Source organism: Arthrobacter sp. KKT183 (assembly GCF_055657625.1).
The window spans coordinates 1,226,543-1,240,804 of sequence record NZ_CM145770.1 but is presented as its reverse complement, the minus strand read 5'-3'; the positions used below and the strand labels follow the sequence as shown (position 1 = coordinate 1,240,804).

Below are 14,262 nucleotides of genomic sequence, written 5' to 3'. Positions count from 1 at the left end.
AAGATCAACGCGTGAGCCGGATTTCGAGCGAGTCCACCCGCTCGACAAACTCCTGCAGGTTTTGGAGGCGGTCCTGGAACGCCGCCGCTGTGGAGCGGACGTCCTCCTGTGAGAGACCTTCCTCAAGTACGAGGGTCAGGCGCAACTCGGGACCGGCACCGCCGCCTCCAACCACTTTACCGCCAGCGGTGCGGCTTGAGATTCCTCCCCCGGGCGCGATTTCGACCCTGCGAATGCTCCCGCCCGGAACGACCGCCTTCCCCACGAGGCGGGCCAGGTCCGGATCAGAGTACGACGGCGACCATTGGCCCTGTTGCGCCAGCGCCCAGAGAGCGGGGCGGCGCACGACGAATGTCACTTCTGCGCCCGGATCGACCACCATGAGTTCAGCTTTCTCGGACACCGCGGCCAGGGCTGCCCGGGAGGCGAAGACCGCAACGGGCCTGGCCTCCGGATGCCAGCTTTGGAGGTGCGCTGTGGCTGTGAAGACCGGCAGGGCGCTCCGCCCGTCCGGCGCCTTGATGGTTACCAGCGCCATGTCGGCTTCCTTGTCACCTTCATGGTGCCGGTGCCCCGGGCCTGCAGTGACATCATCAACAGCTTCCGGGCCGCCAAGCTGCGCGATCACCGGTACGAAGACACGGATTTCCGTCAGCGCCCGCAGCACTGCGGCCTCATCAGCGGCGCCGTGCACCAGAGCCTGCAGGGCAGCGGCGTAAACCGCCGGCACCGCGCCGTCGTCCTTGTCGAAGGCGTGCAGCGGGTTCCCGCCGCCGGAAAGATCCCTTCCTTCCCAGGCGCGGCCTGCCGAGTCAGTGATGTTACCGCTCAGCGCCGCTTCGATGTGGGCAGGAAGCCTCCGCTCTGCCATGGCTAGCGCTCCGGGAGCCCCGCGACGTCGAGCGCCTGCGGCAGTGTGAAGGCGCCCGCATAGAGGGCCTTTCCTACAATGGCGCCTTCAAGCCCATCGGGGACCAACTGCCGGAGCGCGGCAAGGTCATCCAAACTGGAGATGCCGCCGGATGCCACCACCGGCCGCTCGGTTTTCTCGAGCACCTCCCGGAGGAGCTTGAGGTTGGGACCCCGAAGCGTTCCGTCTTTGGTCACGTCAGTCACGACATAGCGAGCACAGCCGGCATCATCCAGGCGGGCGAGTACCTCCCAGAGGTCACCGCCTTCCTCCGTCCAGCCGCGGGCAGCCAGGGTGGTGCCACGAACGTCGAGACCGACGGCCACGGCGTCGCCGTAGCGGGCAATTGCGCTGGCTGTCCACACGGGATTTTCCAGGGCCGCGGTGCCGAGGTTTACCCGCTCCGCTCCGAGCTCGAGCGCCTGGTCCAGGGACGCGTCATCCCGGATCCCGCCGGAGAGCTCCACTTTGATGCTCAGTTCCTTGACGACGCGGGCAAGCAAATCGCGATTTGATCCCCGGCCGAAGGCCGCGTCCAGGTCAACGAGATGGACCCATTCGGCGCCGTCGTTCTGCCATTGCAGTGCGGCATCGAGTGGATCGCCATAACTTGTTTCGCTGCCGGCCGCTCCCTGTACCAGCCGGACGGCCTGGCCGTCGGCCACGTCAACCGCAGGGAGCAGTTCGAGGATGGGCGATTCGGTGAAGGGACTCATTCGCTTCCTTTGTTCTTAAGATCGGTGCCGGCGCAGCCGGACAGTTAGGGGGTCAGGGTGAGCAGGTACGCGGCGAGCAGCGCCAGGACGGCGAGAACGCCGAAGCTGATGGTGAGCGCGCGGGGCATCTGCTGGCGATGGAATGAAACGACGCCGCCGATCAGCAGCCCCGCCAGTCCCATGAGAATCAGGCTCCACATGGATCAGCGAAGGCTGCCGGTCCAGTTACGCAGCAACTGCGCACCGGCGTCGCCGGATTTTTCGGGGTGGAACTGCGTGGCGGAGAGTGGGCCATTCTCCACCGCGGCAATGAACGGGCTGCCGTGCGTGGACCAGGTGACGAGCGGCGGCCGCATAGCCGGCTGGGTGACGTCGAAGTTCCATTCCTGCACACCGTAGGAGTGAACGAAGTAGAAGCGCTCTTCAGCAATGCCCTCGAAAAGCACCGACCCGGCGGGGGCCTCGACGGTGTTCCAGCCCATGTGCGGCACAACTTCCGCCTTGAGCCGTTCGACCGTACCTGGCCACTCCCCCATGCCCTGGGTCCGTACGCCGTGTTCCACGCCCTCCTCGAACAGGATCTGCAACCCGACGCAGATTCCGAGGACGGGGCGACCGCCGGCAACACGACGGCCGATCATGCGCAGCGCGTCAACCTCTTTCAAGCCCTGCATGACGGCGGCAAACGCTCCCACACCGGGCACGACGAGCCCGTCGGCGTTGAGGACATCATCAGCCGCTGAACTCAGCGTGACTTCAGCGCCGACGTGTTCCAGTGCCCGCACCGCCGAACGAATGTTCCCGGAACCATAGTCGAGAACCGTCACTTTCGGCGCACTCATAGCGCTCCCTTGGTGGAAGGGATTCCGCTCACCCGTGGGTCCGGTTCAACCGCGGCGCGCAGGGCGCGGGCGAAAGCCTTGAACTGGGCCTCGACGATGTGGTGCGGATCCCGGCCGCCAAGGACCGTCATATGCAGGCAAATCTGGGCGTGCAGGGTGATCGCCTCGAAGACATGGCGCGTCAGGGATCCCGTGAAATGTCCGCCGATGAGGTGGTACTCCTGGCCTGTGGGTTCACCCGAGTGAACCAGATAGGGGCGCCCGGAAATGTCGACGACGGCATTGGCTAGAGCTTCGTCCAGGGGCACAGTTGCCTCACCAAACCTCCGGATACCTGCCTTGTTGCCGAGAGCCTCGCGCAGAACCTCACCGAATGTGATTGCTACATCCTCCACAGTGTGGTGGACATCGATGTGGGTGTCGCCGGTGGCCCTCACGGTGAGATCGATCAATGAGTGCTTTGCCAGGGCCGTCAGCATGTGGTCGTAGAACGGCACGGACGTGCTGATCTCCGAGCGCCCGGTGCCGTCTAGATCGACCTCGACGAACACCGACGACTCACTCGTGGTCCGCTCACGTCGGGCAGCGCGATTGGCAGTAGCTTCCGCGGTCATGGATGGTCCTTACGGTTGTTTCGGCAGCGAGACGGGCGGCGGGCCCGCATGTGCGTCCCGGTCCAGTTTAGGAGACACGCGGCCGGATCAAAGATTCGAGGGCTTTCAGGAAGGTTGTGGTCTCTTCCTGCGTTCCGGCGGTCACCCGAAGGTGGCCCGGAATCCCGACGTCCCGGATAAGAACCCCGGCATCAAGCAGGTCCTGCCAGACGGCGCCCGGATCATCGAGCCCTCCGAACAGCACAAAATTGGAGTCCGAAGGTGCAACGGGCAGACCCATCCCCGTCAGCCCGGACACAATGCGGTCTCTTTGCCGCTTGATCTCATCCACGTTGGCGAGCAGCTTCGCCGAATGGGTCAGCGCCGCGACAGCCGTGGCCTGCGTAATCGCCGACAGGTGGTACGGGAGACGCACGAGCCGAAGCGCATCCGCAATTTCCGGCGCTGCGGCCAAGTACCCGAGACGGGCTCCGGCCAGCGCAAAGGCTTTACTCATGGTGCGCGAGACGATAAGCCGTTCCCTGCCGGGCAGGAGCTCCAGCGCACTCGGAGTGCCGGAGTGGGAAAACTCTGCATACGCCTCGTCCACAATGACGATTGCCTGCGCCGCTTCGCCTGCATCGTAGACCTCGGAAACCACCTCCAGGGGAAGCGCTGTGCCGGTCGGGTTGTTCGGGCTGCACAGGAAGACAATGTTTGCGCCCGTGGCGGCTACCTCGCCGGCGGTGGTACGAGCGTCCAGGTCGAAGGATTCATCCCTCGAACCTGTCAGGTATCCAGTACCGGTGGAGCCTGCGAGCAGCGGATACATCGAGTAGGTGGGAGGAAATCCCAACGCAGTCCGGCCCGGTCCGCCGAACGCGAGGAGGACGTGCTGCAAAACCTCATTGGATCCATTCGCCGCCCAGATGTTGTCCGCGGTGAGTCCGTGCCCTAGGTACGTGGCGAGATGTTCGCGAAGCACGGTGAACTCCCGGTCAGGGTAGCGATTCAGCCCCGCCACGGCGCCCTCGACTGCTTCAACAATTGCACTGCGAACATCCTCCGGAACGCCATGGGTGTTCTCATTGACGTTCAGCAGAATGGGCACATCGATCTGGGGCGCACCGTATGGTCGAAGGCCGCGCAGATTCTCGCGGATCGGCAGTCTGTTAAGGCGTTCTAGCGGATCGGTCACCATGAGAGTTTAAGGCCGCCCCATCCGCCACGAAGAATTCCGCTGAAGCCGGGCGAACTGTTACGAGCCAACCTGTGAAGAATCAGCGCGCCTACCGCTGTGCGGAAGCAGATCCGCTCCTTATGGATTTCCAACCGGAATATGAAGCGACTGCCCGGCCTGCACGGTCGACGAGCCTAGAACATTCAGTTCGACGATTTCCTCAACGACGGCTCGCGGATCACGTTCCGGCGCGTACTCGGCAGCAAGAGCCCAGAGTGTCTCCCCCGATGCAACACTGACCCGGACAGTGTCCGTGAGGTCACCGCCGGCTGTCGCTGCCTGCGCCTGGGAGGTGAAGAACGAAGCAACCACCAGCAGTACGGCAACAAGCAATGCGACCGGAATTGCCACCAGAACCACCCAGCCGCGACGGGTGAGATGAAGGCGCGGCGCCGCAGCCGGCCCGTTATTCTCACGGTCCTCTGGGTGAAGTACGGAAGCTGATCCTGCGATATGGAGCGTAGACATGGCGTCCACCTTTCTCGTTGTGTGGATCTCCCACAGCTTTGTTCGAAGCTGTGTTCTATTCCTCTGCACTTATTATTAGCACTTGTAAACTAATATTGTCGAGACTCACTCGAACAAATGTTTGAAAACACGTCCCGCCTCCCCTAGCGTTGCTGTCAAGGGTGACGGTCCGGCTGCTTCACAAACCAGCTCATCACCCGCCACTGACAAAAATGGTTGGCGAGCCGGCAGTCCGGGCCCGGCCGGAGGAAGGGATGCATCTCGTGGCAGATCTCAGTGCGGCAAAGGACATGGCAGAGGTGCCTTCGCCCGATGCGAAGCGCGGACGCGGAAGGCCGCGCGGCAGGGCCATGCCAAAGGGAATGACAGCACGTCAGACAAAAATTCTCGAGACAATTCAGCGCAGCGTAGCTGCGCACGGCTACCCGCCCTCAATGCGCGAGATCGGTGACACCGTAGGGCTTGCGAGTCTGTCCAGCGTCACGCACCAGCTTTCACAGCTGGAACGCATGGGTTACATCCGCCGCGATCCCAAGCGCCCGCGAGCGATGGAAATCCTGCTTCCTCTCACGCTCGGTGACAGCACACCGCGTGCGCTGCCCTCCTCCGCCGAAAGGGAGGAACCTGCGCGGGCATCGTCGGCCGTCGACGCGGCAATGGTCCCGCTGGTCGGACGGATTGCAGCCGGAGGTCCTATTCTGGCGGATCAGGTTGTTGAGGATGTCATGCCACTGCCCCGGCAGCTCGTCGGGCACGGCGATCTGTTCATGCTGCGTGTTTCAGGTGACTCCATGATTGATGCAGCGATCTGCGACGGAGACTGGGTAGTGGTCCGCCAGCAGAGCACAGCCGAGAACGGCGATGTGGTGGCAGCACTCCTCGATGATGAGGCCACAGTGAAGACCTTCCGGCAGCGTGACGGTCACACCTGGCTTCTGCCGCAGAACACCAATTACGAGCCGATACTCGGTGACCACGCCACCATCATGGGCAAAGTTGTCTCGGTGATGCGTGCGCTCTGACCGAGGCGCGCGGCATGGTGCTAGGCGCGCTGCGTCTCAGCGAGCCGGGAGAGGACCCCGAGCGCCGTTGCGCGGTCCGTCGTCGACCAAAACGGCGGTAGCGCAGCCCTGAGGAAGCCGCCGTAGCCCGCGGTTGCCAGCCGGGAGTCCAGTACTGCCACCATGCCTCGATCATCGTGGGAGCGGATGAGACGGCCGGCTCCCTGCGCAAGACGAACGGCGGCATGGGTAGCGGAAACATTCATGAATCCGTTGCCTCCGGCCTTTGCGACAGCTCGGGTCCGCGCAGTCATGAGTGGATCATCAGGTCGGGGAAACGGTATGCGGTCGATGGTGACAAGCCGGCAGGCAGTTCCAGGCACATCGACGCCCTGCCACAGCGACATAGTGCCGAACAGGCAGGTGTCGGGCTCCTCTGAAAACTGCTTCACCAGCGCGGACATGGAAGATTCACCCTGACAGAGAATCTCAACGTCGAGCCGGTCCCTCAACGCGTCGGCAGCGTCCTCCGCCGCACGCCGCGAGGAGAACAGTCCCAGCGCTCCTCCGCGGGAGGCTTTGATGAGCGCCTCCAGCTCATCAAGTTGTTCCCCGGAAGTCCCGCGGCCCGGTTTGGGCAGGTCCTTGGCGACGTACAGGACACCCTGTCGGGGGTAGTCGAATGGGCTGCCAACGTCCACGCCGGTCCATGACGGCGCTCCCTCGCCCGTCAAACCGAGGGACCCGGCAACCGGTCCGAACTCCGAGCCGATTGCGAGCGTAGCTGACGTGAGCACAACCGTGTGGTCCTCGAACAATCCCCGCCTGAGACGCCCGGCAACCGACAGCGGCGCAATGCTGATCGTGGCAGGCGAGGAGTCATCAGCCGCGGAGTAACCGGAGCCCGGTGTAAAGGTACTTGGCCGACTCGACCAGAGCACTTCGCCCGCGCCACCTGCTGCGACCATCCGTTCGGACAATTCGAGCAATACCAACAGCCGTGAGCGTGCCATCTGGCGGCCACCGTCTGCCGACTGGGAGGACCCGTCGGAACTCGATTCGGACAGCGCCAGGCGGCATGACTCCCGCAATTGCACGAGCGCGAGTTCCTGCAACTCGTCCAGTCCCCCAGCCATCAGACCCGTGGGCTGAGCGTCGAACGCGTTCTCGAAGGCATCCTGTGCGGCCGCCAATGTGTCCGTGTTGGAACCGAGATGGCGCCTCGCCGCTGAGGCCGCAGCGCCGATCAGTGCTCCTGACAGTTGCCCAGACACCGCAGACGTGACGCGGTCGTGTAGCTCGTGCGCCTCGTCAATGACCACTACGTCGTGCTCCGGAAGGACCGCCAGCCCCTCGAAAGCGTTGATCGCCAGCAGCGCATGGTTGGTGATGACAATGTCCGCTTTTCCTGCCCTCTCCCGTGCGCGCTCACTGAAGCATTCCTCAGCAACGGGACACTTCTGCGCACCAAGGCACTCCATGCTGGACACGGATACCTGGCGCCAGGCCCGGTCGCTGACACCGGGAAGGAGTTCGTCCCGATCCCCGGTCTCCGTTTCTTCCGCCCATTCCCGCAACCGCACGATTTCCCGTCCGAGCGGGGTGGAAGGTCCTGCCGCAGGATGCGGCGCCGCGGTGTCACCGTCGAGTGAGAAGAGGGCTCCCGAATCATCCTCGTCGGGGAAACCTCCTGCCGTCTTATGCCGGCAGACATAGTTCCCCCGGCCTTTCAGAAGCGCTACGTCGACCGGCCGAGGAAGCGAACCACGCAGGGTCTCGAGAAGTCTCGGCAGATCGCGGTTGACGATCTGGGACTGAAGGGCAAGGGTGGCCGTCGAGACGATCGAGGTTGTGTCACCCTTCACGGCATGCGCGATGAGCGGAAGCAGATAGGCCAGTGACTTCCCTGTTCCGGTTCCGGCCTGCACCAACAGGTGTGTGCCGTTGCCGATTGCTTCCTCGACCTGGCGTACCATTTCATGCTGCCCGCTACGCTGCTGCCCGCCCATCGCCGCTACGACGTCGTCAAGCAGTCGAAGGGGACTGATGCTTCCCTCAGCCATGCGTGACGAACGGCTCCAGTTCTGCCGCCAGACCCTCCCTGACCATCACATCTACCCGAGTGCCGTCCTCCACATGCTCCAGGCCGAGGATCTCTGCGTCCGGCTGATGCAGTCGGCTCACGATGTCTCCGCGCTGGTAGGGCACGAGCAGAGTCAGTTTCACGCTTGGACGCGGGATGGACTGGCTGATCAGTTCCAGCAGCTCCTCGATCCCCTGACCTGTGCGGGCGGAAACAATTGCATGGCGGGGTTCGCGCTGCCTGAGGCGTTCAAGCACAAACGGATCTGCCGCGTCGGCCTTGTTCAGGACGACGATCTCAGGCACTTTGCGTGCGTCGACTTCCGTCAGGACGTCGCGGACCGCTGTGATCTGCCCCTCCGGATCCGGATGGGATGCGTCCACAACGTGGAGGATCAGGTCCGCATCAGCAACTTCCTCGAGCGTCGAACGGAACGCCTCGACGAGCTGGGTGGGGAGCGACCGGACAAAACCGACGGTGTCAGCAAGAGTGAACTCGAGTCCGTCAGGCGTCTGTGCCCGGCGGATGGTGGGGTCCAGGGTCGCGAACAGCGCGTTCTCCACCAGCACGCCCGCATCGGTCAACCGATTGAGGAGAGACGACTTTCCGGCGTTCGTGTACCCGGCAATTGCCACTGATGGAACCTCATGACGACGACGGTTGGCGCGCTTGGTCTCGCGTGCGGGCTTCATGCCCGCGATTTCGCGCCGCAGCTTGGCCATCCGCGTGCGGATCTTCCGCCTGTCGAGTTCGATCTTGGTTTCACCCGGCCCGCGTGAACCCATACCGGCACCGGCGCCGCCAACCTGGCCGCCAGCCTGACGGGACATCGAATCGCCCCAGCCGCGCAGCCGCGGAAGGAGGTACTCAAGCTGCGCAAGCTCGACCTGCGCTTTGCCTTCACGGGACTTTGCATGCTGGGCAAAGATGTCCAGGATGAGCGCCGTGCGGTCGATGACCTTCACCTTGACGATGTCCTCAAGCCCCCGGCGCTGGGAGGGGGCCAGTTCGCTGTCAACGACAACGGTGTCCGCACCAGTGGCCATCACAATGTTCTTGAGCTCTTCCGCTTTGCCGGCCCCGAGGAACGTTCCGGGATCCGGCTTCAGGCGCCGCTGGATGATGCCGTCAAGCACTTCCGATCCCGCCGTCTCAGCCAGGGCAGCGAGTTCACGCAGTGAATTTTCAGCGTCATCAACCGTCCCTTCGCCCCAGATGCCGGCCAGCACCACCCGCTCAAGGCGAAGTTGGCGATACTCGACTTCGGTGACGTCTTCGAGTTCGGTGGAGAGCCCGGCCACACGCCTCAGTGCGCGCCGCTCCTCACGATCCTGCTGTTCACCGTCGTAACCCGTGTGCTCTTCGTCGAGATCAGACAGCGCCTGCGCGCGGCCACCGGGCCCGCTACCGAAACGCCGTTGGGAACCGCTCGAAGACGAGGCGGGGTCCTTGGCAAGTATCCGATCAATGACGGCCTGGATTTCATCCGGGCCCATTTCCGGCTCGGGCGTTGCGGACGCTCCGTTATGTGTGGTCATACTCTCCCTTGGTGATCGTCTTTCCATGGTAGTCCGTTGCCCCCGCGGCATGGGCAAAAATTCTCTCAGCGCGGAGGGACAACTCCTGCACAGCCAGCGGTCCCCGGCCGCACGGGTACGGCCCGGAGCACTAGGCTGGAGCATTATGGATTCGCAGCACTACTTCAGCGCCGCCCCCTCCGGACCCGACAAGCGCCGGCCGCTCCGGGTACCCATTGCGGGTCAGGAACGTGACCTCATCACCTCAGGTGGCATCTTCAGTCCCGACGGCATCGACAAAGGCACAGCGATCCTGTTGTCGGAGGTGCCTCCCGTCACCGGTTCCACTCTGCTTGATATTGGTTCCGGCTGGGGCCCGCTTGCCCTGACCATGGCCGTTCAGGCACCGCACGCCCGGGTCATCGCAATCGATGTGAACGAACGCTCGTTGGAGTTGACGAGGGAGAACGCCCGGAGGCTGGAGCTGGGCAATGTGGCGGCCATGCTGCCCGACGACGTCAACCCTGACATTGCCTTCGACACGATCTGGTCCAATCCACCGATTCGGATCGGCAAAGAGGCGCTTCACGAACTCCTCTTGCGCTGGCTCCCGCGCCTTGCTCCCGGCGGGAGCGCATGGTTGGTAGTCCAGAAGAACCTTGGTGCGGATTCGCTGCAGCGTTGGCTTGCAGCGCAGCTGCTGCCGCCCGACTATGAAGTCGACCGCCCTACCACGTCGAAGTCTTTCCGCATTCTGCGGGTTGAGCGGACCGCACCGGAAAACGCCCGGAAGGCCTAGCTGAACGTACCTCGCGCCACGAGCACCGCGGGACCGCTGAGATGCACATGCTCTACCCCCTGTGCGCTGACTGTGAAGCGGACGCCGACGATTCCGCCGGGCACTGTCACGCTCCAGACGTCGGGCGCGTCCGCTCCCGCCCAGTAGCGGGTGGCAATTGCAGCGGCGCAGGCTCCGGTTCCGCAGGAGAGGGTTTCTCCAACCCCCCGTTCGTGCACGCGCATGCTCAGCTGTCCAACGCCGTCGTGCATGAGTGGATCATGCGGGACGACGAATTCCACGTTGGTTCCGTGCGGCGGTGCCGGGTCCACCGAAGGCGCGTCGAACAGCCGCGTGGCGCGAAGCTCCGCGATTTCGGCAAGGGCGACGACCGTGTGTGGATTACCCATGCTGATTGACAGTCCAGGCCGGGCGACCTGCAGCCCGTCTGCTTCGACCAGCGAGTCGGTTGCACGCGCGGACGCGGCTTCCGGGTAGATGAACTCCCACGGCCCCATGTCCACGGAGTACCCATCGACTGACCGCTTCACCACTTTGACGCCGCCGCGGGTGCCGATGGCCATCGAGGCGCCATCCGCCAACTCAACCAGACCGGATTCGAGGAGGAAATGGACGAAGACGCGGACACCATTGCCGCACATCTCTGATACCGAGCCGTCGCTATTGCGGTAGTCCATGAACCATTGCGCTTCAGGAGTGTCCTCAAGCAGGGCCCGTCCTTCGGGAAGGAACGACGACGGCACGGCACGGATCAATCCGTCCGCGCCGATACCCCGGTGGCGGTCACAGGCGGCAGCCACATCGGCTGCGGTCACATCGACCGAGCCGTTCGGGTCTGCCACCAGAATGAAGTCATTACCGGTACCGTGCCCCTTGGAGAAGGAGAGTCCCGTCAGTCCCGGCCTTGCGGACAATGCTGGTTCAGTGTGTGAAGTCACGTTACCTAGGATAGGGGGCGTGCGCGGCGACGGTGCCCAGCGCCTTCGTGAGGAGCTCCGGATCACGCCAGTTGAACCACTGAATCCGCTCGTCGGCCCGGAACCACGTCAGCTGCCGGCGGGCGAACCTGCGGGTAGCCGCAACGGTGTCTTCGGCTGCCTCTGCTGCCGACCAGCCGCCGTCGAGTACCCGCAGAAACTGGCTGTATCCCAGCGCGCGGGAAGCCGTGCGGCCGCTTCGCAGCCCGAGGTCGTCCAGCCTGCGGACCTCCTCCAGCAACCCCCGCTCCACCATCGAGTACACCCGCTCAGCGAGTCTCTCCTTGAGGACGTCCCGATCGGCCTGCAATCCGATCTGGACGGCAGACTGGTGATAGACGCGGCGCGGCATGTACGAACTGAAGGGCCGGCCCGTGAGCTCGTGCACCTCAAGGGCGCGGATCACCCGCCGCTCGTCCCCCAGCCGTTCCGCCGATACCGCGTCGACTGCGGCAAGGCGCTCCCGCAGTGCAGGAAGGCCCACCTTGTCTCTTTCAGCCTCGAGACCGGCTCGAACGACGGCGTCGGTCGGTGGAAATTCAAGCTCGTCGAGCACCGCACGGACGTACAGGCCTGATCCGCCGACGAGAATGGGCACGTTTCCCCGCGCACGCACCTGCGCAATTGCCTCGCGGCTGTGCTCCTGATAACGGGCGACACTTGCTTCCTCACGCACATCGAGGATGTCCAACAGGTGATGGGGAACAGCTCTGCGTTCACCGACTGACAGCTTGGCGGTGCCGATGTCCATGCCGCGGTAAAACTGCATGGCATCGGCGTTGATGATCTCACCGCCGAGCGCCTCGGCCAGCGCGATGCCCAACTCGGACTTTCCGGATCCGGTCGGCCCGACGACGGCGATCACCGGCGTCGCGGGCGCAGCAACAGCGCGGCTCACCTCAGTTGCTGCGGAGAGGAAGCGAGGGCATGCCGAGCACTACTGACCTGCCTGCCGCAGCGCCGACGCCGGGGGCCGGCGCCCCGCACGATTCTGCCTGAGATCGGTCCCAAGCGTCGCCTGCGCGTGAGCGGCGGAGCTGATAGTCCGACGCCGACGGATCGGCGACGAGGTGGAACGCGGCAGCTCCGGTGACAGTCACCGTCACGAGATCGCCAGGCCGCGGAGCGTCTGCTCCTTCGGGCACGGAGAAGTGAACGAGCCGCTGGTCGCGCGCCCGCCCACTCAGTCGGTGGGTCTCATGGTCCTTGCGGCCCTGATGAGCAGTAACGAGCACCTCCACCTGCCGTCCAACCTGCGCCGCGTTCTCTTCGCGGCAGATGCGGTCCTGCAGCTCGGTGAGCCGCTCATACCGCTCCTGCACCACGGCCTTCGGGAGCTGATCCGGCAGGTCCGCGGCAGGCGTGCCTGGGCGCTTGGAGTATTGGAAGGTAAACGCCGTCGCGAAACGCGACTGCTCCACGACCCGAAGCGTCTCCTGGAAGTCCTCTTCGGTTTCTCCGGGGAATCCGACGATGATGTCGGTGGAAATCGACGCATGCGGCATCCGCGATCGGACCCGGTCAAGGATGCCGAGGAACTTTTCAGAACGATAGGACCGCCGCATTGCCTTCAGGATCCGGTCCGACCCAGACTGCAACGGCATATGCAGCTGCGGAGCAACATTCGGGGTCTCTGCCATTGCATCAATGACGTCATCGGTGAAGGCGGCCGGATGGGGGCTCGTAAACCGGACCCTTTCCAAACCGTCGATGCTTCCGCAGGAGCGCAGGAGTTTCGCGAACGCACCGCGGTCCCCGAACTCGACACCGTAGGAGTTGACGTTCTGGCCGAGCAGAGTCACTTCGATAGCGCCGTCCGCCACAAGGGCCTCGATCTCGGCGAGGATATCCCCGGGGCGCCTGTCCTTTTCCTTGCCGCGCAGCGAGGGCACGATGCAGAAGGTGCAGGTGTTGTTGCAGCCAACGGAGATCGACACCCAGCCGGAGTACACGGCATCACGTTTGGTCGGCAGGGTGGACGGGAAAACGTCCAGGGATTCGAGGATTTCAAGCTGCGCTTCCTCGTTGTGGCGTGCCCGCTCAAGGAGCGCGGGCAAGGCTCCGATGTTGTGTGTGCCGAAAACGGCGTCCACCCACGGCGCCTTGCGGAGGATCGTTTCGCGATCCTTTTGGGCTAGGCATCCACCGACCGCGATCTGCATTCCAGGCCGTGACTGCTTGACCGGCGCGAGCTGGCCGAGGTTTCCGTACAGCTTATTGTCCGCGTTCTCGCGAACAGCACAGGTATTGAAGACGACGACGTCGGCCTCGTCGCCGCCGGCGCTCACATACCCGGCGGACTCAAGCAGCCCGGAGATCCGTTCGGAATCATGGACGTTCATCTGGCAACCGAAGGTGCGCACCTCATAGGTGCGCTGCGTGGCAGAGAGGGGCTCGGCCGGCTGTGCTGACGGGGAGGGGTAGGCAACTGTGGAACTCACCTGTCAAGGGTACGGCCCACCGAGAGCAGCCCCAACCCGGCCAACTACCGCCGGGGAAGACGGGCGGTTGAGATTACTCCTGCTGGTCAAGGACATCCTTGACGATGGAGAACGCGAGCGACGGCGCATAGCCCTTGCGTCCGAGCATTGCCACAAGCCGGCGCACCTGCTTGTCACGGGATGCACGGTCACCAGGATCCGCAAGGGGCCTCGCCTTTCTCCGCACAAGGTCCTCGGCCGCTGACCGCTCGTCTTCGTCTGTCCGCTGGAGCAGTGCGTCCTCGGCCAGCTCTCCAGTGATGCCCTTCTCAGCGAGCTCGCGCTTGATGGCGGACCGCGCAAGCGACCTGGTCTGTGCCCGGCTTCGTACATACATGCGGGCAAACTCGGCATCATCAATCAGTTGAACTTCCTCGTAGCGATCCAGGATGCCCGTCGCCACCTCTTCTGAGACACCCCGCTCACGAATTTTAGTGTGAAGCTGGTGGCGGCTGCGCGGGGCCATGGAGAGCTGGCGCAGGACGATAGCGCGTGCCACCTCATGGGGATCGGCCTCGGGCGTGAGATCAGCAGGCGAGCCCGGCGTAGGAGCCCGCGGGCCGCTCTTCCGTGCTGAACGCCGGGCACTGCGCTGCGTTGCTGCACCCGGAGTTCCGAAGAATCCGTTCATGGACC

Annotated in this window: 15 protein-coding genes; 2 read left to right on the top strand and 13 right to left on the bottom strand. The window is 64.1% G+C overall.

Annotated elements, in window-relative coordinates:
- Positions 1 to 4 precede the first annotated feature (4 nt).
- The 7 genes from ACZ2GY_RS05915 to ACZ2GY_RS05885 all read right to left on the bottom strand — a co-directional run bounded on the left by ACZ2GY_RS05915 (position 5) and on the right by ACZ2GY_RS05885 (position 4,769).
- Positions 5 to 871 carry an SseB family protein gene (locus ACZ2GY_RS05915; RefSeq protein WP_471673264.1) on the bottom strand — a complete coding sequence of 289 codons (867 nt, stop codon included), beginning with the start codon at positions 869 to 871 and terminating at the stop codon, positions 5 to 7.
- A 2-nt stretch (positions 872 to 873) separates the two neighbouring features.
- On the bottom strand, positions 874 to 1,626 hold the full coding sequence (priA, locus tag ACZ2GY_RS05910) for a bifunctional 1-(5-phosphoribosyl)-5-((5-phosphoribosylamino)methylideneamino)imidazole-4-carboxamide isomerase/phosphoribosylanthranilate isomerase PriA (RefSeq protein WP_471673263.1): 753 nt from the start codon (positions 1,624 to 1,626) through the stop codon (positions 874 to 876).
- A 44-nt stretch (positions 1,627 to 1,670) separates the two neighbouring features.
- Positions 1,671 to 1,826, bottom strand: coding sequence for a hypothetical protein (locus tag ACZ2GY_RS05905; protein ID WP_299165299.1), 156 nt, complete (start codon positions 1,824 to 1,826; stop codon positions 1,671 to 1,673).
- A 3-nt stretch (positions 1,827 to 1,829) separates the two neighbouring features.
- A complete protein-coding gene (gene hisH / locus ACZ2GY_RS05900; protein ID WP_471673262.1) occupies positions 1,830 to 2,468 on the bottom strand; it encodes an imidazole glycerol phosphate synthase subunit HisH in 639 nt (212 codons plus the stop codon).
- Positions 2,465 to 3,082: an imidazoleglycerol-phosphate dehydratase HisB gene (gene hisB / locus ACZ2GY_RS05895; RefSeq protein WP_056548436.1), complete on the bottom strand. Its 618-nt coding sequence runs from the start codon at positions 3,080 to 3,082 to the stop codon at positions 2,465 to 2,467. The genes hisH and hisB overlap by 4 nt, the downstream gene beginning before the upstream one ends.
- A 67-nt stretch (positions 3,083 to 3,149) precedes the next feature.
- Positions 3,150 to 4,259 carry a histidinol-phosphate transaminase gene (locus ACZ2GY_RS05890; protein WP_471673261.1) on the bottom strand — a complete coding sequence of 370 codons (1,110 nt, stop codon included), beginning with the start codon at positions 4,257 to 4,259 and terminating at the stop codon, positions 3,150 to 3,152.
- 120 nt (positions 4,260 to 4,379) lie between these two features.
- Entirely contained in the window at positions 4,380 to 4,769 is a 390-nt protein-coding gene (locus ACZ2GY_RS05885) for a LysM peptidoglycan-binding domain-containing protein (protein WP_277358749.1), read from the bottom strand.
- A gap of 290 nt (positions 4,770 to 5,059) precedes the next feature.
- Here ACZ2GY_RS05885 and lexA point away from each other — a divergent pair, with 290 nt between their 5' ends.
- Positions 5,060 to 5,791 carry a transcriptional repressor LexA gene (gene lexA, locus ACZ2GY_RS05880; protein WP_056549196.1) on the top strand — a complete coding sequence of 244 codons (732 nt, stop codon included), beginning with the start codon at positions 5,060 to 5,062 and terminating at the stop codon, positions 5,789 to 5,791.
- A 20-nt stretch (positions 5,792 to 5,811) separates the two neighbouring features.
- Here lexA and ACZ2GY_RS05875 read toward each other — a convergent pair whose 3' ends face one another.
- On the bottom strand, positions 5,812 to 7,833 hold the full coding sequence (locus ACZ2GY_RS05875; protein WP_346028892.1) for an ATP-dependent DNA helicase: 2,022 nt from the start codon (positions 7,831 to 7,833) through the stop codon (positions 5,812 to 5,814).
- Complete coding sequence (gene hflX / locus ACZ2GY_RS05870) at positions 7,826 to 9,391, bottom strand: GTPase HflX (protein WP_346028891.1); 1,566 nt, start codon at positions 9,389 to 9,391, stop codon at positions 7,826 to 7,828. Before hflX ends, ACZ2GY_RS05875 begins: the two co-directional genes overlap by 8 nt.
- 145 nt (positions 9,392 to 9,536) lie before the next feature.
- Between hflX and ACZ2GY_RS05865 the strand changes: the two genes are divergently transcribed.
- On the top strand, positions 9,537 to 10,169 hold the full coding sequence (locus tag ACZ2GY_RS05865; RefSeq protein WP_471673260.1) for a class I SAM-dependent methyltransferase: 633 nt from the start codon (positions 9,537 to 9,539) through the stop codon (positions 10,167 to 10,169).
- On the opposite strand, the gene dapF is transcribed toward ACZ2GY_RS05865, so the two are convergent.
- From dapF to ACZ2GY_RS05845, 4 genes are all read right to left on the bottom strand, one after another.
- Positions 10,166 to 11,107, bottom strand: a complete 942-nt coding sequence (dapF, locus tag ACZ2GY_RS05860) for a diaminopimelate epimerase (protein WP_471673259.1) — start codon at positions 11,105 to 11,107, stop codon at positions 10,166 to 10,168. The genes ACZ2GY_RS05865 and dapF overlap by 4 nt on opposite strands.
- Before the next feature lies 1 nt (position 11,108).
- Positions 11,109 to 12,044: a tRNA (adenosine(37)-N6)-dimethylallyltransferase MiaA gene (miaA, locus tag ACZ2GY_RS05855; protein ID WP_471673258.1), complete on the bottom strand. Its 936-nt coding sequence runs from the start codon at positions 12,042 to 12,044 to the stop codon at positions 11,109 to 11,111.
- 1 nt (position 12,045) lies between these two features.
- The gene (miaB, locus tag ACZ2GY_RS05850) at positions 12,046 to 13,488 is read right to left on the bottom strand and encodes a tRNA (N6-isopentenyl adenosine(37)-C2)-methylthiotransferase MiaB (protein ID WP_471673557.1); all 1,443 of its coding nucleotides are present in this window, start codon (positions 13,486 to 13,488) and stop codon (positions 12,046 to 12,048) included.
- Between the two features lie 172 nt (positions 13,489 to 13,660).
- Entirely contained in the window at positions 13,661 to 14,257 is a 597-nt protein-coding gene (locus tag ACZ2GY_RS05845) for a regulatory protein RecX (RefSeq protein ID WP_471673257.1), read from the bottom strand.
- Between the last annotated feature and the right edge of the window lie 5 nt (positions 14,258 to 14,262).

Coding starts and splice junctions, on each gene's coding strand:
- ACZ2GY_RS05915 (WP_471673264.1), bottom strand. CDS start 871: ATGGCAGAGCGGAGGCTTCCTGCCCACATCGAAGCGGCGCTGAGCGGT.
- priA (WP_471673263.1), bottom strand. CDS start 1,626: ATGAGTCCCTTCACCGAATCGCCCATCCTCGAACTGCTCCCTGCGGTT.
- ACZ2GY_RS05905 (WP_299165299.1), bottom strand. CDS start 1,826: ATGTGGAGCCTGATTCTCATGGGACTGGCGGGGCTGCTGATCGGCGGC.
- hisH (WP_471673262.1), bottom strand. CDS start 2,468: ATGAGTGCGCCGAAAGTGACGGTTCTCGACTATGGTTCCGGGAACATT.
- hisB (WP_056548436.1), bottom strand. CDS start 3,082: ATGACCGCGGAAGCTACTGCCAATCGCGCTGCCCGACGTGAGCGGACC.
- ACZ2GY_RS05885 (WP_277358749.1), bottom strand. CDS start 4,769: ATGTCTACGCTCCATATCGCAGGATCAGCTTCCGTACTTCACCCAGAG.
- lexA (WP_056549196.1), top strand. CDS start 5,060: ATGGCAGAGGTGCCTTCGCCCGATGCGAAGCGCGGACGCGGAAGGCCG.
- ACZ2GY_RS05875 (WP_346028892.1), bottom strand. CDS start 7,833: ATGGCTGAGGGAAGCATCAGTCCCCTTCGACTGCTTGACGACGTCGTA.
- hflX (WP_346028891.1), bottom strand. CDS start 9,391: ATGACCACACATAACGGAGCGTCCGCAACGCCCGAGCCGGAAATGGGC.
- ACZ2GY_RS05865 (WP_471673260.1), top strand. CDS start 9,537: ATGGATTCGCAGCACTACTTCAGCGCCGCCCCCTCCGGACCCGACAAG.
- miaB (WP_471673557.1), bottom strand. CDS start 13,488: ATGAACGTCCATGATTCCGAACGGATCTCCGGGCTGCTTGAGTCCGCC.
- ACZ2GY_RS05845 (WP_471673257.1), bottom strand. CDS start 14,257: ATGAACGGATTCTTCGGAACTCCGGGTGCAGCAACGCAGCGCAGTGCC.